The sequence below is a fragment of the Streptomyces sp. SCUT-3 genome (genome assembly GCF_014083985.1).
GTDB classification, from domain to species: domain Bacteria; phylum Actinomycetota; class Actinomycetes; order Streptomycetales; family Streptomycetaceae; genus Streptomyces_H; species Streptomyces_H thermolineatus.
Window position 1 is genome coordinate 1,046,616 of sequence record NZ_CP046907.1, and the last position, 21,096, is coordinate 1,067,711.

Below are 21,096 nucleotides of genomic sequence, written 5' to 3' on the forward strand. Positions count from 1 at the left end.
TCGGTGAACCGCCAGGGAGCAGCCTTGGCCGCCCTGAGCTCACCACGATTCCGCACGCTCCCGTTGTTCGGCCCACGTCCCCGGTTCCGCCGGGATCCGTCACGGGGTCCAGAACTATTGTCACCTTTACCGGCTCCGTTGCTCACGATGTGCTGCTCTCTGGGTATTCAAGGGCTGCGGTGTCTTCGGCAGCCGGGGAAAGGCGCTCTGACGCCCTGGTGATTATTTCTCGGGCCGCCTCGATGCGTGACCACTCGCGGTCACTGTCCGTGGGCGGCGCGGTGAGCCTCGGCAGGGGCTCGGGCGGGAGTTCCAGCCGGTGGCTCGTGCCGGTGGGGGCCTTCCAGCGGTGCGGGGCGAGCGGGACGGCGAACCGGAATACTTCCTGCTGTTCCCGATCGGCCTTCTCGATCATGTCCTTGGCGCGGTTTATCCGGACGCGACCGCTGTCGTCGAGCTCCTTCCTCAGCGCCCGCCAGGCCTTCTTCCAGTCGTCCGCCCCGTCGGGCGCGCCGAGCACCATGTACGGGTTGAGCGGCTGGTCGCGTTCCCCGAGAGGTCGGTCCTCCAGGAAGCTCCGATTATTCCGCAGCGTGGCCACGGCGCCTCCACCGAGCTGGTCCGGCACCGGGGGGCGGCCTTCGGCGTCCTGCTCCAAGAGTCTGAGGGCCTCCGTGATCTCCTGGCCGGCGCGCAGGTATGCCTGGATGTTTTGGGCCTCCCAGCGCACCGGCTGCGGGTGGTGCCGGAGCCTCGCGGCCATGTTGAGCGCAGCTCTTCTCCGCTGTTCCGCCGCCTCGTCGTCCCCGTGGAGGAGGGCGCGGTGCATCTGCCGCACGGCCCTGATCAGGGTCCGCACGCCGATCCAGCCGTTGAACTTCTTGTTGGTCGCGCTGCGCACGCGAAGGTCGATCCGCTCCAGGAGAACCCACAGTCGCTCGTCGGCGACGAGGGCGTCCGGGGCCTCTCCGGTCCGCCGCACCTCGCGCAGGGCGTCCAGGAGCTTCTGCGTCGGTGGCAGGAGGTCGGTCCACTCCTCGGTGATGGCCTCGGCGTCGTTGGCCTGCAGCCTCACCAGCAGGCGCCAGTCCTGCGGCCAGCTGCGACCGGGTTCCGTTCCCGGGCCTGCCTCCCGACGCTCCCGTTCCAGTGGCCAGGCCAGCAGGTCCATCTCCTCGTCGGTGAGGGACGCCGGGTCCAGGCGAGCACGGAAGTAGGCGGCACGGGATGTGCCGTCGCGCTCGGGGACCGCGCCGATCCACTCCTCGTCGATGTAGTCGTCGAGGAGTGGCCGGGGGAGCTTCGCCAGGAGCGCCCTCTGCCGAGGGGCCGGCACGTTGACCTCCATCAGGCGACGGTCGTCCTGGTAGATCTGCCACATGCTGCCCGGCTCCCCCAGGAGCGGCAGCGGCTTGTCCTCCAGCAGGGCGCGGGCGCGGTCGCCGAGTAGGCGGTTGAAGACGTCCAACCCGTGGTTCTGTGCCGTGACGAGCAAGGAGACGCCCTCGACCGGGTCGTCCTGCCGGGATGCCGTATCGGCCGCGGCCCGTGCCAGTTTCTGCGCGGAGAGCGTCCCGGTCTCCGCCTTCAGCGCGTCAGGCAGCATGGTTTCGGCGAAGGAGCGGGCACGCTCCCAGGCCTGCCGGTCGGTGAATCCCTCGGGGACCGGCTGGGGCACGGCCGGTTCCGGTTCCGGCTGCTTCTGCGGCGGAACGACCGGAGGAGGGCTGTCGGCGGCTTCCGCGCCCTGCGGAGCTTTCCCGACGGTCCGGTCCCGGGCGCGGGCCTGGTGGAGGGCGAGACGGCGGGCGATCTCGCGCTGCCGCAGCTCCTCCAGGCGGGCCTGCTCGTCCTGGCCCGCTCCCAGCGGGTTTCCTGCCGTCATCAGAGCTCCTCCGCGAAGGTGTGCACCTGCTCGATCACCGCGGCAGGAGTCCGGTCCAGGCTGTAGGAGTCGGCGAAGGCGATCCTCGGGGCGAGGCCACCAGCGCGGACCTCGTGGCGCAGAGCCCGGAGCCGTTCGTTTCCGCACTCCTCGGTGGCGGACTCCAGCGGATGCTTGACGGCGACTGCGACGGGCTCGCCGGTGAAGTCCGAGGTGAAGAGCGCCACCGGTCCGGCGGCGGTCTCCTTGAGGCTGACGGTGGGCTCCTCGTCCGCCCAGCCCTTCAGCAGGACGGCGTGCTCGTCCGGGTCGATCTGCAGTTTCCGGCCGCGCAGGGCGTCGGTCAGGTCGCGGGCGAGCCGCCAGTCGTACAGCGGGTGGAGGCGCATGTTGGAGTAGTCGCGCAGGCAGGCGTAGCAGGAGCTGCGGCAGTTCTGCGCATGGTGGTCGACCTCCAGGTCCTGTACGTACCGGTCGACCGCCCGGAGGAACTCGTCGATGTGTTCCTCCGAACCGAGGTAGGTGCTGAAGCCCGCGCCGTTGTCGAGGCTGTCCGCCAGGTAGGCCATGACGGGAGCGGCCACCGGGGCGTCCGAGCCGTGGATGCCGCTGAGGAGTTCCTCCGGCTGCACGTCCAGGTGCGGGGCGGCGGCACGGCGCAGCAGGGCCGCCAGCGAGTACCAGGCGGCGCGCCGGCCGTGGTAGGCCTCGGGGAAGCCGTCGATCTGCTGGGACTTCGAGATGTCGAAGCGGAGGCCTCGGCTGGTGTCGAGGGCGCCCTTGGCCCCGACGAAGAGCATGTCGGTGTGCTGGGTGGCGCCGAGGGCGATCTCCAGGTCGGCTTCCGCCTTGGGGTGGTCCAGAGCGAGGTATCCGCGCCACGGGCCGGTGTTCTTGACGAACCGGAAGAGCTTTCCGGCGTTGGTGTTGACGATGTAGCGGTCGCCGCTGCCGGTGTGGACGACCATCCAGTCGTCGGCGGCGCGGTGAATGCGCGGGGCGGTCTTCTCCAGGTCGGTGGCGGTCCGTGCGCTGGTGGCGTTGGAGCCGAGCTCCCGGTAGCCGTCGTAGTCCCGTGCTTCGCGGGCGGCCCGGAAGCCTGCGGGTTCCCGGAAGGGGACGGCCCTGTAGTACTTGCTCTCCGCGCCGCAGGCGGGGCAGGTGCCGGCGCTCCCGGTCTCCGGGTCGACGACGGCCTGCGGGTCCACGTGGGAGCAGATCCGGCACATGGCGACCAGCTGTTCCGGTCCGAACGGGTCCTCGGCGGCCTGCACTCCGCGGCCGCTCGGGACGAGGGAGACCACTCCCACGGAGCGGAGCAGACGGCCGTCCTGCGGGGTTTCGCTGCCCGGTGCGAACTTGCTGAGGGCGACGGCCAGGTCGCGGTTGACGGAGTCGGCCGGCGGCCAGGGGAAGGTCTTCTGCGGGATGCTCCGGTAGAGGAGGCGGGAGCGGGTCGGGAAGCCGAACATGGGCAGGAGGCCGGCCTCCGCCAGACGCTGGCTGAGGTCGGGGTGGCCGACCGTCCGGGCCGCCACCTCGTCGACCTGGTCGAGGAGTTCGTCGACGGCGGCCACCGGGTCGATGGCGGCGATGCTCTCCGGTGTTCCGGCCTGGAAGGCGGCGGCAGCGGCTCTGATGCGGTCCGGGTGCTCGGCGGTCCAGCGGCGGACGGCACCGCGATGCATCGGCCAGTCGGCGGCGAGGCCGAACTGTCCGTGGACGTTGGTCGTCATGTCCGGCCCCTTCCGGCGGTCCTCCGGCTGCAGGGGTTCGAAGGCCTGGCGCAGGACCTCTCCCAGCAGGACCCGCCGGAAGACGGAGACCATGCCGAGGACCAGGTAGGGCGGCGGAGTCGGATCGTTGGTGATGGCTTCCGGGCGGGCGAAGTAGTGCTCGTCGTGACTGCGGCCGCGGCAGACGGTGAGGGCTACGGCGACCGGGCTGTTGCGTCGGCCGGCGCGCCCCACCCGCTGCTGGTAGTTGAAGCGGGTGGGCGGCATGTTGGCCATGATCACGGTGTTGAGGGGGCCGATGTCGACACCGGCCTCCATGGTCGTGGTCACGGAGAGCAGTTCCAGGCCGTCCGCCTGCGGGACGTCGTCGTCGCCGAGGAAGACGTCCTGGAAGAGGCTCTGCCGGCGCTGGGCCTCCAGCCGGTCCGTCTGGCCGGTCAGCTCCGCGGTGCGCAGGGGGAAGTCACCGGTGCGGTGGGCGGCCTTCCACGCGTAGTAGTCGTCTTCGAGGACTCCGCTGTACTGCTGGGGCACAGCGGGCAGCGGGGTCAGGCACTTGGTGCACAGCCCCGCACCCGGGTGAAGGTGCGGCCGGTGGCAGGAACGGCACGTCCAAGTCTTGTTCTCGCCGGGGCGGAGCGCCACCTTCTCCGGCTTGATGACGTAATCGACCACGGCGTCCTTCCAGACACCGAGCACCCGGTCCTCGACCGTCTGCACATCGGTGCCTTGGCGTTCGGCGATCTGCTTCCAGAAACGCTTCAGAGGCGCGGGCGGCCCCTGCAGGGAGGCACGTATCCGGGTGAAGCGCCGCATCAGGCCGAGGATCCGCAGGCTGGCCCGCGCCACGGCCTGGTCGCTCTCCGGGCCGGTCTCCAGAGGCGAGCGGTCGTCGCGCAGGCAGAGCCAGCCGAGCCCGAGCGATTCGAAGTCACGGCCGCCGCCGGAGAAGAGGCTGCCGATGGTCTCGAGGCGGAGGCGGGAGCGGATGCGGTTGAGGAGTTCCTCCTGTGCCTGGGTGTCCACCACCGCTTCCCCGTCCCGTTGCCAGTTGTAGAGCGCGGTCCAGGGCTGTCCGGCCGAGGTCTGCTGGAGCGAGGCCGCGGGGCCGGCGGGGTTGGTGCCGTACTTCAGCAGCATGCCTTCGAGGTCGGAGGCGAGGTCGTCCAGGGAGGGCAGTTCGGAGAACTTGCGTTCCAGGTCGGGGAGGAGTTCCGGTTCCGCGTCGAGGTCGTCGGCAAGGATCGCCTTCAGGCGCCCCCAGTCCGCCGGGTTGCGGTCCCGCAGCCGTGCCGCGGCGGCACGGGCACTCACCCGATCGACCGGCTCCCCGGCGTAGTGAGTCTTCACCAACTGGAGGTCTCCGAACGGATCCCCCTGGTTCTCGACGGCCCGGGCGCTGAGCAGGCGGAGGAGGTCCTGGTGGTGGCGGAGGGCGAGACCGCTGGCGAGCTCGGAGGCGTCGTCACGGCTGTCGGAGAAGGCGATCGCCTTGCGTCGGCCGTCGGGAAGGTGGCCGAGGGCTTCGGTCACCAGCACCTGGTTGATCTTGTAGAAACCGGTGCGCATCCGCCGGACCGGCGCGCTGCGCAGCCGGTCGGGGGATTCCAGCGGAATGAAACGGCCGTCCCTGTCGTGCTTGATCTCCCAGTCGTCGCCGCAGGCGGGGCAGCGGGTGGGGAAGGCCTGCAGCCGGGCCGGGTCGTAGGCCGGCTTCTTTCCCTCCTTGTCCAGGGGTACGGAGATGTGGAACGACCATCCGGTGTGCTGGACGTCCCGGTTCTCCAGGCGGCCGGTGGCCGGCTGGTAGGCGCTGCGGCGGAATGCGAACTCGACCAGCGGCCCACCGTCGGACAGGCCCGCGTGCCAGTCGGGGTCGTCGAGGCCAAGGCCCTTGGTGCGCGGCCAGTACACGACGTAGTTCGCCGCCGTGGGCGCACCGCTGGCCTCGTCGGGGAGCAGGTCCAGGTCCGGGAAGTCGGTGTGGAGGGCACCGACGAACTTGCGCTGCCGGGTGTCCTTGGGGCTGGCGTACCCACCGAGCATGAGGTCGCCGCAGGCCTGGCAGGAGAGGAGCTCCAGTACGCGGGCGCCACAGGTACAGCGGGAAGTGGGTTCGGCGAAGAGCCGTCCGACCCGGCGTTCGGGGCCTTGCTCCACGGGGACGTCGGGGCAGTTCGGGTCGGAGCAGGCCCAGATGCCCTCGATGTTCCGGAAGAAGAAGTGGGCGCGGAGCTGGGGAAGTCCGGGGTCCTGTGCGGAGCCGAGTACGCGCAGAACGCCGTGGAGGGCGTCCTGTCGCTGTTCCTCGAGGGCGTCCGGGAAGAGATTCTTCGCCAGTTCGGGGGCGGGCAGGGCACGAGGCCTGCCGCCGGGAGTGAGCGCGTGCTGGAGCGCCGGGCCGAGGCCAGCCTCCCGGGCCAGGGCGACGGCTTCGTGCCGGGTGACGGGGGCCTTCGCGGCCTGCGCGAGGCGTTCGGTGTGGGCGGCCAAGTCGCCCCCGCCGCGGATCTCCTTCACCTGTCCGGGAATGATCACGCGCCGGGAGCCGGGCAGGGCGAAGAACCCGTCGAGGAACTCGTCGTCCCGGCCGGCCTCCAGGGAGGCGGAGGCGGCGAGCACGCGCAGCTTCTCGGGGTTTTTGTCCAGACCGAGGCGGTGGCGGAGGTTGCGCAGCAGGTAGGCCACCTCGGTGCCGGCCGTACCGCGGTACATGTGGAGCTCGTCGAGGATCAGGGTGAAGCGGGCGCCGGGGGTCTCCTCCAGCCACTTCCTCGTGGCGTTGAAGATGTGCTCCTCCTGCTTGCGGAGCAGCATGATGTTCAGCATCGAGTAGTTGGTGACCATGATGTCCGGCGGCGCGGCCTGCATGTCCCAGCGGGCGTGCATCTCCGCTCCGCCGAGGCGCGGGATGAAGGGCCGCAGCTCCTCGCCGAGCTTCTCGTCGGCCTTGCGCTGCCGTTCCTGGACCTCCCGCAGGTACTGTCGGAGACGGAAGGTCGCCGGTCCGGAGTCGCGGCTGCCGGAGACGGGGGTGGCTCCGGTGTAGCGGCCGAAGTAGAAGCGGTGTCCGTTGCGCTTCCGGTCCAGCCATGCGTGGGCCTCGCGGCTGTCCAGTGACTTCCGGAGCCGGACCAGCTGGTCGTCGGCGAGGGCGTTGGTGGGGTAGAGGATCAGCACGCGCACGGCGGCGGGGTGCCCGTGCTCGCCCTGTCGGCCGGGCACGTGGTCGCCGTCCGTCCGCCACCATTCCCGCTGCGCCGCACGGGTGCCCTGCCAGTGGGCGGACTCGGCGACCAGGTCGGCGAGGACAGGCAGCAGGAAGGACTCCGTCTTGCCGGAACCGGTGCCTGCGGTGACCACGAAGTCCTTGCCCTTGCAGGCGGCGACCAGGGCGTCGTGCTGATGCCGGTAGAGGCTGGTCACGCCGTCAGGGAGCGTGAAGCGGGCGAACTCGGCCGCGTCGGGGTGCGCCCCTGCTTCGGCGAAGGACTCCGCGATGCCGACGCCCCGGGACGCGTACTGCGGGCGCAGCTCGATCAGCGGGTCGCGCCAGGCCCCGTTGTCCCGGTCCAGGAGGTTGCGCCGTTCCTCCATGACGGAACGGTCGTCGACGCCGAACGGGGTGTCGTAGTAGCGGAAGAGCGCGCTGCGCAGATCGTCGAAAGTGCCCATGACGTCCTGGACATCGGTGTTCATCACCGCCGCTGTCTGCTGTTCCACGCTCACTCGGTCCTCCCGCCGGTGGCCGCCACCGGGCGCGGCACGGTCTCCAGGTTCTGCTGCAGCGAGGCCGCGATCATCTCGGCGAACGCCCTCGGCACGTTGTCGTACACGCGGGCCTGCGTCTGTTTGTCCGCCGGGGGCGGGAAGCCGCTGCACAGGACGGCCGCGCGCTCGTGCAGGGCGGGCAGGGGCGCGTACCGGTCGACGAAGAGTCGACCGATGCCGGCACGGCCCTTGCCGGGTTCCGGCTGCCAGTGCATCGCACCGGTGCGGTGGCGGGCGAGCTCCAGATAGATGCCCGTATCGCGTTCCACCGCGTGGAAGACGCCGTTGCGGCGGACGCGGGTCAGGCGCGCGTAGTCGGCTCCGCGCCACCGGTACAAGCCGTCCTCGCCGTCCCTCGCCACGGGGACGAATCGCCGGAGGCGCAGCTCGTACTTCTCCAGCGTGCTGGCGGTGCTCCCACCGGGCGGTGCGGACTCGGGGCCCGGCACCGCCTGTGGAAGCAGCTCCGTCAACTGCGTCGCGGCGCAGGGAACGTAGCGGACCCCGAGGAGCTCTGCGGCTTCCCGCAGGCTCCGCAGGTCCTCGTACTGGAACAGGAGGGTGTCGGGTAGTGGGGCCTCACCGGCCTCCGGCCGGTGCGGGACGGTGATCAGCTCCATCCACTCCTGTGCTGCTTCCTCGACGCGCGCGCTGATCCGCGCGGTGCGCGCGCCGGTCAGCAGTGCGAGGCCGTCCGCGTGGGGCAGCCGGGTCAGCACCGGCGGTGCCACCGACCAGCGGTCGGCGCGCAGGTCCACGTCGACGAAGCCGAGGGCGGTGGCCTTGCGCATCCAGTCCCAGTCGGCGTACTCCTTCAGCTCCAGGCCCCATGCCCGGGCCTGGTTGCGGACACCGTCGCGCAGTGCGGACGCCCTGCCGCTGCGGCTCTCGCTCAGCCAGCGCAGGAGGGTCCCACCGAACTCGGTGCTGCTCATCGGTCCCGTCATCGGTCCAGCTCCTTCGCTGCCTGCACATACACGGCCCACGAGGGCTCGCCGGACGCCTGCTGGGCATTGAGGACGGCGCGGGCCCAGGCCCGCGGGTTGCCGGCGCTCTTCGGCTTCGGCGTTCCGGGGTTCACCGGGCTGCCCTTCCAGCGTCCGCTCCGGCGTTCCAGGAGCCAGCCGCCGATGCCGTGGAAGTCGGCCTCGAAGCGGAGCGGGGCGGGGGTGTCGGGGAGACGTTCCGTCCACCAGTCCGGTTGCTCCGGGGCCTCCAAGGTCCACAGCCGTCCGTCGGCCGCCGCGAACAGCACCTCGTCCGCGTCCCGGCGGCACAGCTCCATGGCGGCTGCCGCATCCTGGGTGGTGGCGCCCGTGCAGTCGGCACCGGTGACGCCGGTCGGCAGGGTCTGCTCGTCGAGGAGGGAGGGCGACGCCGAGGCCTTGCCGTCGACGACGGTGAAGCCGCAGACCTTGGTCGTCTTCGGCTCGACGACGGCTTGGTCCGCGGTGGCGAAGCCGATCTCCACGCCTGCACAGCTCACCGTGTGGCGGCCGGGCTCCAGCCGGAGCACAGCCAGGGGGACGGGGCGGCCCGCGGCGATCACCTTCCTGAGCTCGGGCCGCTCCTTCCCGTCGACCAGGAGGGTGACCGTGCCCTCCGCTGCGTCCGGGAGGACCACCTGGGGCTCGCCTCCCCGCAGGTACAGGTGGGGATCGAGCGAGGGTGCGAGCTTCAGTCCGCCCTCGAGGCGGAGCTTGAACTGGGCCGGGGGCTGCAGGAGGCCGACTGCGCCCTGGACGTCCTGGAGCGCCCGGCGGAGGGTGACCGCGTCGTCGAAGGTGACGGGCTTGTGCAGGGACCAGCCCTGCGGCACCCAGGCAAGCTTGCCGGTGTCGACGCTCCGGCCCGTGGCTGCGGCCTTGTCTAGCAGTCGCTGCACGTCCCGCTGCGCGGTCGGGGCGGCGAGCACCACGTGTGCCTCTCCCGGGCGGAAACCGTCGGTGCCGGTCCAGACACCGAGCACGTCGTCCCGTGCAAGCACCAGGACGGAGCAGGAGGGGCGGCTGAGCACCAGGGTGTCCCCGTCGCGGCGAATGCCCCTGGTGAGGGTGTCCGCACTCGGGGCGGGCAGGCCCGTCACCTCGTAGTAGGCGGTGTCGCCGAGCTGTTCGAGGACGACGCCGCCCTCGAGCTCGATGTGCTTCTTCTGTTCTGCGGACCGCAGGCGCGCCACCCAGCCGAGACGCCCCGCGTCCAGTCGCACCAGGAGTTCGGCCCGGGTGACACCGGCCGGCACCAGCTCGTCCGAACCGTCCCAGGAAGCGGCGTAGTTGCCGATCAGTCCGGCGAGGAAGGGGCGGAACTCATCCTCCTGCAGAGCGTTGCGGAAGCCCTTGGAGAAGTGCCGCTCCATGCCACGGATCTCGATCTGGGCCAGTAGCGTCTCCCCTGGCAGGGGCCAGGTCGTGCCGTGCTCCCGCAACGACCGGAAGAACTTCGGCATGAAGGACCGGTCCGCGCCGCTGAGGAGCGCCTGGGACAGGGCGAACCCGATCAAGCTGCGGTTGGAGGGGAGGTCGGCGGGGGTGGGAATGGTGCACAGGCCCCGCGCGCCCTTCTGGCTGTGCTGCCAGGAGGCCAGCACCTGCCACATGCGGGATATGGGTTCGTAGTGGTGGCTGCCCAGTTGCTTCTCGTCGCCGGTCAGCAGCTCGGAGAAGCGGGCGTGGTAGGCGGTGGCCCGGTGGTTCTGGTCGTTCACCATCCGGGATGCGGCCATCACCGAGCAGGCCAGCAGCGGCAGGAAGGCGGGCACGCCGTCCTTGTCCTGCTGCCGCATGCGCCAGCGGTAGTCCTCCAGCGCGCTGTACGGTTCCGCGGTCCCCAGCCGCAGGAATCTGCCCACACACTGGGCGAGGGGCTCCTCCAAGCCGTATCCGTGCCTGAGCTCCTGCTCCACGTCGTCGTCGACGTAGAACAGCGTCGGGTGGCCGGCGTGCTGCCGTCCGAAGAACTCCTCGGCCAGCACTTCCTGCCACACCTGGTAAGAATGGTCCACTCTGTCCCCAAAAGAGATGCCCCGATGCCCTGTTCGTGAAATTCCCCGGCATGGAGCGGTATTCCGCGTCACCTTAAACCCGCCGCTGACGACGGGCCACTGTCGAACGCCCTTTCAGGCTCAGCCCTCGGCTGCCACTACCCGACGCACCCCCACGGCACGCAACTCGCAGAGACGCCCCGCTCACCCCCCACCGTTTCCACAAGCATCCATGACAGTGCTCGCACAATCACCCGGAAGGTGCGGCCAGGACTTCACCAAGAGCGACGCCCTCTACGCCGTCTCCTCCGACGCGGCGGCCCCCGTCTTCATCCGCGGCTCCCTGCCGAAGAACACGCGGTACTTCCCCACTCCCCCTGCGGCTGTCCGTGAGGGCGTCGGCCGAGCAGGTCCTGGCGTCAAGGAACCGACACCACAAGCCTGTTCACCTCCGCAGGCCCCGGATCTTCCGGCCGAGCTCGCTGTGCGGGTCGAGGAGCGCGCCCGCGACACGGCCGGTGGAGTCCTTCACGCCGCCGCTGAAGTTGAGCCGGCCGGTGGAGCCGACGCTGGCGCAGACGCCGTCCCAGTAAGCGGGTTCGCGTTCCCAGCGGACGTCGGCGAGCAGGCGCTCGACCGTCTCGTGGCCCAGGGCGGCCCCGGGGTCGCACCAGGGGGTGGTGCGGTGCAGCAGGACGCCGAGGCCCGCCATCACGGCCGGGGCGGTGATCGCGCTGCGCCGGGCGAAGTCCGGGAAGCGGTCCCCGATCAGCCGGGACACCAGGCGGACGACGACCGTCTCCACCTCGTCGGCGTCGGTGCCGGGCGGCAGGTCGTCCTCATGGACGGTGGCCGCCGAGTACTGCACGCCCTTGCTGCCGAAGACGGTGGTGACGATCAGCGTCCGCAGCGCGGACAGCGTCACGACCTCCTTGTCGGTCCTGGTGAGCTGCCGCTTGCCGGCATTGACCAGCGCGCCGAACGGCATCCGCCGGCCGTCCGACTCGACCTCGAGCCTCTCGCCGACGGCGTGGGCGAGGCGGGTGGCGAGGTCGCGCTGGTCCATGGACATGGCCAGGTTCTTGGCGACGTCGATGCCCTTGACGTTGCGGTCGTAGAAGATCTGCCGCGCGTCCGCCGGGGAGATCCCCAGGTAGAGCTCGAAGGGGATGCGGACCCGCCGGCCGAGCTCGGTGTAGGTGAGGCCGAAGGACTCCGGGTCCTGGTAGATGTCGTGCCAGGCGGTGGTCTGGGTCTCGCCGTCGATGGCGATCACCATGGCGTCCGGGGCGACGGTCAGCGTCCGCAGGCCCGAGCCGGGGAGCAGTTCGTCGCTCATCGCGGCGATCTCGCCCGCGTGCCAGAGCGTGATCGGGGGCGTGGACCAGGCGGAGCCGTGCTTGCCGAGGATGCCGGCGGCGATGTACTCGGCGTAGTCCGGGATGTTCCTGCCCTTCTGGGACTTCAGCGTCCGCTGCACGGTCGCGCGCAGCTCGGCGCGGCGCCGGTCGTGCCCGGACGCGGCCTTGAGGGCGCGCGGGTCCTCCTCCTGGCGCGGCGACGGCACGAGGCGCACCAGCGTCGCGAGGGACATGGTGCCGATGACCGCGTCCTCGCGGAACGGCATGACGGTGAGCGGGATTCCTTCCGGGGTGCCGCTCGGCATGGTCAGGCGCATGGGTTCCCCCTGGGTGGTGGACGGTCGGCCGTCGCCCGGCCCCGAGGCGCCGCACGTCCCCCGGCGCCCCGCCGGAAGGGGCGGAGCAGGACGAGGGGCGGGGCGCTCCAGGACATGGCTGCGGCAAGGGAAGTGACGCTTTCCGCCGGGGAGTCCCACTCGCCGGCGGAAGCGACCACATGAAAGCATGACCGTGAAAGCGCTGTCCAACGACTTGTCAGAGTTGACGCGTGCTGTAAGGTGTGAGCACGCCGACCATCGGAGCCAGGACCTCACCCATGCCGCAGCCACTCGCACCATCCGCCCAGGTGACAGCCGCCGAGATCTCCCGCATCGCGGGCGTCACGCGCGCCACCGTCAGCAACTGGCGCCGCCGGCACGACGACTTCCCCGCGCCCTCGGGCGGCACGGACAGCAGCCCGCTGTACGACCTGGAGGAGGTCCGCGCCTGGCTCGCCTCCCGCGGACAGCACACGGCGGCCACTCCCAGCGGCGAACTGCGCACCACCCTGCGCCTCCGCGAACCGGCCGGCGTCGGCACGTCCGACCTGCTCCTGCTGGTCCTGGCCGCCGCCCGCCGCCCCGCCGAAGGCCTCACCGACCTGCTCGCGCTGCCCGACGCCGACCTGGTGAAGCGGGCGAACGACGCGGCGGCCGAGGCGTCGGACGTGGTGCCGGACACCGAACCCGTCCGGTTCACCGCCGCCGACACCGCGGTCCTGCGCGCCCTGCTGCTCTGCGTCCGCGACGAGGGCGCGCAGACGGCGCTGGGCGTCCTGGCGGAGAGGGAGCTGGAGGACAGCGCCGCCAGCGGCGCCTACCGCACCCCGGCCCCGCTCGCCGACCTCCTGGCCCGCCTGGTCCCAGGCCCCCCGGCCCGCGTCCTCGACCCCGCCTGCGGCAGCGGCACCCTGCTGACGGCCGCAGCGGCGCGCGGCGCGCGCGAGCTGTACGGGCAGGACAGCCTTCCCGTCCAGGCGCGGCGCACCGCCGTCGGCCTGACCCTGACGGCCGAGGAGGGCGCGGACGTCACCGTGCGCACCGGCGACAGCCTGCGCGCCGACGCCTTCCCCGACCTCACCGTCGACGCCGTGCTGTGCAACCCGCCCTACGGCGACCGGGACTGGGGCCACGACGAACTCGCCTACGACCCGCGCTGGGCGTACGGCCTCCCGCCCCGCGCCGAGTCCGAACTGGCCTGGGCCCAGCACGCGCTCGCCCACCTCGAACCGGGCGGCCACGCCGTGCTGCTCCTCCCGCCGGCCACGGCGTCCCGCTCCTCCGGCCGCCGCATCCGCGCCGAGCTGGTCCGCAGCGGCGCGCTGCGGGCGGTGGCGGCCCTGCCGCCGGGGGCGGCGGTCCCGCTGCACATCGGCCTGCAGGTGTGGGTGCTGCAGCGCCCGGAGCCGACCCGGCCGGCGTACCAGACGATCCTCTTCGTCGACACCGCGGGCGAGCCCACGGCCCCGGGGCGCGGCGGGAGCCGTTCCGGCGCGGTGGACTGGGCGCGGGTGACCGAGCGGATCGTCTCCGCGTGGACGGCGTACGCCGAGGACCCGGACGGGTTCGAGGCGCAGGCCGGGGTGGCGCGGGCGGTGAGCGTGGTCGACCTGCTCGACGAGGTCGTCGACGTGACCCCGGCCCGGCAGGTGCGTGCCTCGCAGGCGGACGTCGACCCGCAGGAACTGGCCCGCGAGGCCGCGGCGTCCCGCGCAGGGCTGGCGGCGGCAGTGCGGACGGTGGCCGAGCTGGCCGACACGGTGTCGTGGGACGCCGCGGGGGCTTCGGCCCGCGCGTGGCGCACGGCCACGGTGTCGGACCTGGCCCGGGGCGGGGCGCTGAAGGTTCTGCGTGCGGTTCCGGTCTCGCCACGTGCGACGGCCGCCGAGCCGGAGGGCGCGGATGCGGGCGCCGGCGGCGGGGAACGCCGGCCCGCCCTGACGGGCGAGGACATCGCCCGCGGGACCGGGCCGACGGGACACCCCCTGGACGCGCAGGCCGAGCAGATGCCGGAAATCGCCGCGGGCGACGTCCTGGTCCGCAACCTGGTCGGCGGCACCGGCCCCGTGGCCCGGGTCGCGGGCGAGGCGGAGGCCGGCGTCCTGCTGGGGGCCGGCGTCCACCTGTTCCGGCCGGACCCGGCGCGGCTGGACCCCTGGTTCCTCTTCGGCTTCCTCAGCTCCGAGGCCAACCTGGCCGGCGCCTCCACCGGCAGCTCCACGCTCCACCTCAGCCCTGGGCGGCTGCGCGTACCGCTGCTGCCGCTGGCCGAACAGCAACGGTACGGCGAGGCCTTCCGCCACGTCGAGGCGCTGCGCGAACAGGCCCGGCGCGCACGGGACTTGGCCGAGGAGACGGCACGGCTCGTGAGCGGGGGGCTCACGGGCGGGCAACTGGTGCCGGAGCCCACCGAGGCTCTGGAGCTGTCCCACCTCTTGATGCGGACGGATGAGAAACCATCCCTCCCTCCGCGCTCACAGTCATCCGTACCAGCCCTGGAAGGGAAGCGGAAGAAGTCTTGAACGGCAGCAAGCACACGGAGTTGGCGAACCACGCGTGGTCCGTCGCCGACCTCCTGCGGGGGGACTACAAGCAGTCCGACTACGGCAAGGTCATCCTGCCGTTCACGGTGCTGCGGCGACTGGAGTGCGTGCTGGAACCGACCCGCGAGAAGGTCGCCCAGCTCGCGGAGCAGTACAAGGACAGCGACATCGACCCGGACCGCTTCCTGCGCCGGGCCTCGGGCCACGCCTTCTACAACAGGTCTGGCCTGACCCTGAAGAAGATCGCTGCGGACCCGCAGAACGCGGCGAAGAACCTCGCGGTGTACGTCGGGGCGTTCTCCGACAACGCCCGCGGCGTGCTGGACCGCTTCGAGTTCGCCCAGCAGATCAAGCGGCTGGACAACGCGGGGCTGCTCTACCAGGTCATCGGCAAGTTCACCGACCTGGACCTGCGTCCCGAGGTCGTGCCCAACCACAACATGGGCTACATCTTCGAGGAGCTGATCCGCCGCTTCTCCGAGCAGTCCAACGAGACGGCCGGTGAGCACTTCACGCCGCGTGAGGTCATCCAGCTCATGGTGCGGCTGCTCGTCGCCCCCGACGGCGACGCGCTCCAGCTCCCGGGCGCGGTGCGCACGGTCCTCGACCCGGCCTGCGGCACGGGCGGCATGCTCTCCGCGATGGACGACCTGATCACGGAGCTCAACCCGGACGCCACGGTGGAGGTGTACGGGCAGGAGCTCAACCCGGAGTCGTGGGCGATCTGCCGGTCCGACCTCATGATCAAGGGGCAGGACCCGGAGAACATCGCGTTCGGCAACTCCTTCTCCGACGACGGCCACGCGCGCAAGACCTTCGACTACATGCTGGCCAACCCGCCGTTCGGCGTGGAGTGGAAGAAGGTCAAGGACGAGGTCGAGGCCGAGCACGAGAAGCTCGGCGAGGCCGGCCGCTTCGGCGCGGGCCTGCCGCGCATCAACGACGGCTCGCTGCTGTTCCTCCAGCACATGATCGACAAGATGAAGCCGGTCGGCGTGGACGGCGGGGGCGGCTCGCGCCTGGCGATCGTCTTCAACGGCTCGCCCCTCTTCACGGGCGCGGCCGGCTCGGGCGAGTCGGAGATCCGCCGCTGGATCCTGGAGAACGACTGGCTCGAGGGCATCGTCGCCCTGCCGGACCAGCTCTTCTACAACACCGGCATCTCGACCTACTTCTGGATCCTGACCAACCGCAAGAGCCCCGACCACAAGGGCAAGGTCGTCCTGCTGGACGCCCGTGACCAGTGGCAGAAGATGCGCAAGTCCCTCGGCGACAAGCGCAAGCAGCTGGGCGCGGACCACATCGCCACGGTGGTCAAGCTGTACGGCGAGGCCCTGGCCGTGGCGAAGGACCCGGACCACCCGCTGCACGGCAAGGTGAAGGTCTTCCGCAACGAGGACTTCGGCTACCAGCGGATCACGGTGGAACGCCCGCTGAAACTGCGGTTCGAGATCACGGAGGAGACGCTGGCGGCGTTGGAGGCCTCCAAGGCCATCCAGAAACTTCCGCAGCGGCAGACCATGCTCATGTTCGACGCCTTCGACTCGATGGAGGTCAGGAGCTGGGCCACGAAGGAGGAGGCCTGGCTGGCGTTGAAGGATGCCATGGTGCAGGCTGGCGGGACGTGGCCTACCGGTGCGCCTTTCAACAAGGCGTTGCGTGACGCGATCGGAGTGCGTCACCCCGAAGGCGAGGTCCAGTTCGTGAAGGGACAGCCCGAGCCCGACCCGGAGCTTCGGGACTACGAGAACGTGCCCTTGGGCGAGGACATCGAGGAGTACCTGAAGCGGGAGGTCCACCCGCACGTGCCGGATGCATGGATCGACCGCAGCAAGACGAAGATCGGGTACGAGATTCCGTTCACGCGACACTTCTATGTGTACGAGCCGCCTCGGCCGCTGGCGGAGATCGACGCAGACCTGAGGGTACTGGAGGCTCGGATTCAGGAACTGCTGGCGGAGGTGACGGAATGACCCGCAACATGATGCCCATTCGTCGCGTCTTTCGCGTGGTGAACGGCGGGACACCCTCCTCCGAGCCAGAGAACTGGGGAGGGGACATCCCATGGGCCACACCGGCGGATTTCACCGGCTGCCTAACCGAGATCACCACCACTCGTCGCACCCTGACCCCGGCAGGCGTTCGCTCCGGATCCGTCGTTGTGCCGCGGGGGTCACTCCTGGTGTCAACCCGCGCTCCAATTGGTTATGTCGGCATCACAGGTTCTGACATGGCCTTCAACCAAGGTTGCAGGGCCCTCGTCCCGCGGATGGCCGCGGATGTCAGATTCTTCGGTTACCAACTGGAGGCGCAACGGCTCGACCTTCAGGCGCAAGGCCTCGGGACGACCTTCCTCGAGCTGTCTTCGGACAAGTTGTCGTCCTTCACCGTTGTCACGCCCTCGCTGGACGATCAACACCGGATCGCGGACTTTCTTGACGCTGAAACGGCGCGCATCGACCAACTGATCGAACTCTACGGCCAACTTTCTCGATTGGCTGCCGAAAGATCACAGAGAGTAGTCGACAAAGCGGTGGAGGCGTGCACGGACATCGTTCCGCTCCGCTACATCGTCCGCTTCCGTGAAGGCCCAGGCATCATGGCCGTGGATTTTCACACCGCTGGAGTCCCGCTCATCCGTATCGCCGGTCTGAAGAAGGGCGAGGTCACCCTCAACGGATGCAATTTCCTAGACCCAGACAAGGTCGCTAGCCAGTGGTCCCAGTTCCGGCTCCGTCTCGACGACCGGCTGATCAGCGGAAGCGCCACAATGGGTGAGGTGTCGGTGGTACGGGACCCCGATGTCGTGGGCTCCGTGCCCTACACCGGCCTGATCATCCTGCGGCCGGCACAGGCGAACGTCGACATGAAGTACGTGGAGGCCTTCCTTAGGTCGTCCTTGTTCTCACGCCAAATCAACCTGCTCAAGACGGGGGCAACCATGCAGCACTTCGGACCTACTCACCTGTCCCAGGTGCGTGCACCGTTGCCGTCACCGGACCAGCAGCGCCGAGTTGCCGCAATCGCTCACGAGGCGCAGCGTCACGCCATGACGTGCGAAGAGTTGGCCACCCGGCAGGTCGCTTTGCTCAGCGAACGCCGTCACGCCCTGATTCACGCCGCCGTAACCGGCCAGTTCGACATCTCCAGTGCCAGCGGGCGCAACGTGACCGAAGGAGTCTCCGCATGAGCCCCGTGCACGACGAGTCGTCCTTCGGCTCCGCCATCGTCGCCGCCCTCTGCGACCGCGGCTGGCGGGAGGCGAACCCGGAGGACTACCAAGCCGACCTCGGTCTGGACACCAACGAGCTATTCACCTTCATCGGCGCAACGCAGCCTGACGAGTGGGACGAACTGCTCACCGTCTACGGCGGCAACCCCAACGAGGCGCAGCGTGGTTTCGCGCAGCGCCTCGACCGGGCCATCGCCGACGACGGGCTGCTCCACGTTCTCCGCAACGGTGTGAAGGACCGCGGGGTCCGGCTCCGTGTCGCCTACTTCAAGCCCAACCTCATCTCCGCGGACTCCGTCCTCGACGGCTACCGGGCCAACCGTCTCACCGTCGTCCGCGAGCTCCCCTACGCCACCAAGCAGGCCGACTGGGGTCACCGCCTCGACCTGACCCTGTTCCTCAACGGCATCCCCGTCGCCACGGCCGAGCTGAAGAACCCGCTCACCGGTCAGGGCGTCGAGCAGGCCAAGGAGCAGTACCGGACCGACCGCGATCCGACCGAGCTGATCTTCACGCGTCGCGTGATCGCCAACTTCGCGGTCGACCCGGACCTGGTCTTCGTCACCACCCAACTGCGCGGCAAGAGCACCCGGTTCCTGCCGTTCAACACCGGTTCGAACGGCCCCGGTCAGCCCGGCGGGGCCGGCAACCCGGCGCCCACCGCCCACGGGAAGTACGCCACGTCCTACCTCTGGGAAGAGGTCTGGCAGCGGGACAACTGGCTGGACCTCCTCCAGCGTTTCGTGCACCAGCAGAAGCACAAGACGCCCGGCGGCGGCACCACCAAGTCGACGATCTTCCCCCGCTTCCACCAGTGGGACGTGGTCCGCAAGCTCACCGCGCACGCGTCCGTGCACGGCGCCGACCAGAACTACCTGGTCATGGCGTCCGCCGGCTCCGGCAAGTCGAACACCATCGGCTGGCTGGCGCATCGCCTCAGCGACCTGCACGCCCGCCGCGATCCGCACGTCCTCCGGCCCGACGCCCTCGCCGACGGCCGCATCAAGCCGGGCGAGCCCGTCTTCGACAAGGTCATCGTCATCACCGACCGCCGCAACCTGGACGCCCAGCTCTCGGCGACCGTCGGCAGCTTCTCGCAGACCGACGGCCTGGTCGTGAAGATCGACGAGAAGCACGGGGCGAAGGGCGAGCAGCTGGCCCGCGCGCTCTCCCGGGACACCGGGAAGATCGTCACAGTCACCCTGCACTCGTTCCCGGCGCTGCTGAACCACATCAAGAGCAACCCGGCCGAGATCAAGGGCACCCGCTTCGCGATCATCGTCGACGAGGCGCACTCCTCCCAGTCCGGCGACGCCGCCACCGCCGTGAAGTCCGCCCTGCGCGACCTCGGCCTGGACGCCGACTCGGACGACGAGGGCGCGACCACGGTCACCGTGGAGGACAAGCTGAAGGCGAAGGCGGTCGAGCGCTCCCGGGCCGCCAACCTCTCCTACTTCGCCTTCACCGCCACCCCCAAGGCGAAGACGCTCGAACTCTTCGGCACGGAGGCCGTCGAGAACGGCAAGACCGTCTACCGGCCCTTCCACACCTACTCCATGCGCCAGGCCATCGAGGAGGGCTTCATCCTCGACCCCCTGCGCAACTACGTCACCTACAACACCTACTGGAAGCTGGCGAACCTCAACCGCGACGAGAAGGAGGTCGACCCCTCCAAGGCGAACAGCCTGCTCGCCCGGTTCGCGCTCATGCACGAGCACACGGTGTCCCAGCACGCCCAGGTGATCGTCGAGCACTTCGTCGCCCACACCCGCGGCCGGCTCGGCGGACGGGCCAAGGCCATGGTGGTCACGGCGTCCCGCCACTCCGCCGTGCAGATGGCCCGTGCCATCCGCAGCTACATCGCCGACCGCGAGTACGACACGAAGTACCCGGACCTCGGGGTCCTGGTCGCGTTCTCCGGCTCCCTCACCATCGACGGCGAGGAGACCACCGAGAGCAAGGAGAACGGCGGTCTGCCGGAGAGCGGGCTGCCCAAGGCGTTCGCCTACACCCGCGCCGACGACAAGGCCGCGAAGGCCGGCGGCAAGGGGCAGCAGGAGTACCGGATCCTGGTCGTCGCCGAGAAGTACCAGACCGGCTTCGACCAGCCGCTCCTCACCACGATGTACGTCAACAAGACGCTGACCGGCATCGCCGCCGTGCAGACGCTCTCGCGCCTCAACCGCACCGCCGACCGCAAGTCGCAGGCGGACCTGGCCGTCCTGGACTTCGTCAACGATGCCGAGGACATACAGGACGCGTTCCGCCCGTACTTCGAGGAGGCGCACACCCTGCCCTCCGACCCGAATCTCCTGTACACGGCCCAGAGCCGCGTCATGTCCGCGCCGATCATCTCGGAGCAGGACATGGACGAGTTCGTCGCCGCGTACCTCGAGGCGCAGGAGAAGGCCGGCGGCTCCCAGGCCAAGTGGGAGAAGCTGCACGCCGAGCTGTACCGGCTCCTCTCCCCCGCCGTCACCCGCTTCAGCGCTCTCCTGGAGAGCGAGGAGGAGGACGACGTCGAGGCCGCCGAGGAGTTCCGCGCCCACCTCAACGACTACGTCCGCAAGTACGGTTTCCTCGCGCAGATCGTCCCCTACCAGGACGCCGACCTGGAGCGGCTGTACCTGTACGGGCGTTACCTGCTCAACCGGCTGCCCCGCCTCGCGGACGGCGGCGTCGACATAGGCGAGGTCGACCTCAGCCACCTGCGCGTCGAGAAGACCGGCGAGCACGACAAGTCCCTGCTCCCCGAAGGCCCCGCCGAACTCAAGGGGTTCGGCGACGGGGTCGGCGGCGGGAAGGACGCCGAGAAGTCGCTGCTGTCCGAACTGATCGAGAAGTTCAACGCGAAGTTCGGCACGGAGTTCACCGAGGAGGACGTCCTCCCGGCCTTCAACGCCACGAAGAAGGACCCGAAGGTCCGGGCCGCCGCCCTCGTCAACGACGAGGAGAACTTCGGCCTCGTCTTCGACAAGAAGTTCGAGGACAACATGATGGACCATGTCTCCACGATCGACACCCTCGGCAAGCGGTACTTCGGGACGGACCGGGACTTCAAGTCCAACCTCGACCGCAGCGCCCGCCGCGCGGCCTGGCGGATGATCCGCCAGGAGGAGGGGCTGGACGACTTCTGACAGAGGGGTCCTAGGTCCGCGCCTGGGGCCCCTGTCAGGACATCTCCTACTACCAGGCATCCGGCTCGCGAGCCCCTCGCATCCTATGGCAGGCGAACGAGGACATGACGCCCTCGCTGCCAGGAAGGGAC

At 70.1% G+C, this 21,096-nt stretch carries 9 protein-coding genes; 4 read left to right on the forward strand and 5 right to left on the reverse strand.

Annotated features, from left to right (window positions below; translation table 11 throughout):
• Positions 1–142 precede the first annotated feature (142 nt).
• From GQS52_RS04650 to GQS52_RS04670, 5 genes are all read right to left on the reverse strand, one after another.
• Positions 143–1,885 carry a hypothetical protein gene (locus GQS52_RS04650; protein WP_182311793.1) on the reverse strand — a complete coding sequence of 581 codons (1,743 nt, stop codon included), beginning with the start codon at positions 1,883–1,885 and terminating at the stop codon, positions 143–145.
• Complete coding sequence (locus GQS52_RS04655) at positions 1,885–7,344, reverse strand: DEAD/DEAH box helicase (RefSeq protein ID WP_259370581.1); 5,460 nt, start codon at positions 7,342–7,344, stop codon at positions 1,885–1,887. Before GQS52_RS04655 ends, GQS52_RS04650 begins: the two co-directional genes overlap by 1 nt.
• A 2-nt stretch (positions 7,345–7,346) precedes the next feature.
• Positions 7,347–8,339 carry a hypothetical protein gene (locus tag GQS52_RS04660; RefSeq protein ID WP_182311794.1) on the reverse strand — a complete coding sequence of 331 codons (993 nt, stop codon included), beginning with the start codon at positions 8,337–8,339 and terminating at the stop codon, positions 7,347–7,349.
• Positions 8,336–10,396, reverse strand: coding sequence for a hypothetical protein (locus GQS52_RS04665; protein WP_182311795.1), 2,061 nt, complete (start codon positions 10,394–10,396; stop codon positions 8,336–8,338). Before GQS52_RS04665 ends, GQS52_RS04660 begins: the two co-directional genes overlap by 4 nt.
• Before the next feature lie 424 nt (positions 10,397–10,820).
• Complete coding sequence (locus GQS52_RS04670; protein WP_182311796.1) at positions 10,821–12,053, reverse strand: DNA sulfur modification protein DndB; 1,233 nt, start codon at positions 12,051–12,053, stop codon at positions 10,821–10,823.
• A gap of 278 nt (positions 12,054–12,331) precedes the next feature.
• Here GQS52_RS04670 and GQS52_RS04675 point away from each other — a divergent pair, with 278 nt between their 5' ends.
• The 4 genes from GQS52_RS04675 to GQS52_RS04690 are packed head-to-tail and all read left to right on the forward strand — an operon-like array spanning position 12,332 to position 20,965.
• Positions 12,332–14,575: an N-6 DNA methylase gene (locus tag GQS52_RS04675; protein WP_182311797.1), complete on the forward strand. Its 2,244-nt coding sequence runs from the start codon at positions 12,332–12,334 to the stop codon at positions 14,573–14,575.
• On the forward strand, positions 14,572–16,569 hold the full coding sequence (locus GQS52_RS04680; protein ID WP_182311798.1) for a class I SAM-dependent DNA methyltransferase: 1,998 nt from the start codon (positions 14,572–14,574) through the stop codon (positions 16,567–16,569). The genes GQS52_RS04675 and GQS52_RS04680 overlap by 4 nt, the downstream gene beginning before the upstream one ends.
• Positions 16,566–17,786, forward strand: coding sequence for a restriction endonuclease subunit S (locus GQS52_RS04685; RefSeq protein WP_182311799.1), 1,221 nt, complete (start codon positions 16,566–16,568; stop codon positions 17,784–17,786). Before GQS52_RS04680 ends, GQS52_RS04685 begins: the two co-directional genes overlap by 4 nt.
• Positions 17,783–20,965, forward strand: a complete 3,183-nt coding sequence (locus GQS52_RS04690) for a type I restriction endonuclease (protein WP_182311800.1) — start codon at positions 17,783–17,785, stop codon at positions 20,963–20,965. Before GQS52_RS04685 ends, GQS52_RS04690 begins: the two co-directional genes overlap by 4 nt.
• Positions 20,966–21,096 lie beyond the last annotated feature (131 nt).

Excerpts from the sequence above, each read along its gene's own strand:
- GQS52_RS04650 (WP_182311793.1), bottom strand. The coding sequence starts at position 1,885 with ATGACGGCAGGAAACCCGCTGGGAGCGGGCCAGGACGAGCAGGCCCGC.
- GQS52_RS04660 (WP_182311794.1), bottom strand. The coding sequence starts at position 8,339 with ATGACGGGACCGATGAGCAGCACCGAGTTCGGTGGGACCCTCCTGCGC.
- GQS52_RS04670 (WP_182311796.1), bottom strand. The coding sequence starts at position 12,053 with ATGCGCCTGACCATGCCGAGCGGCACCCCGGAAGGAATCCCGCTCACC.
- GQS52_RS04675 (WP_182311797.1), top strand. The coding sequence starts at position 12,332 with ATGCCGCAGCCACTCGCACCATCCGCCCAGGTGACAGCCGCCGAGATC.
- GQS52_RS04685 (WP_182311799.1), top strand. The coding sequence starts at position 16,566 with ATGACCCGCAACATGATGCCCATTCGTCGCGTCTTTCGCGTGGTGAAC.
- GQS52_RS04690 (WP_182311800.1), top strand. The coding sequence starts at position 17,783 with ATGAGCCCCGTGCACGACGAGTCGTCCTTCGGCTCCGCCATCGTCGCC.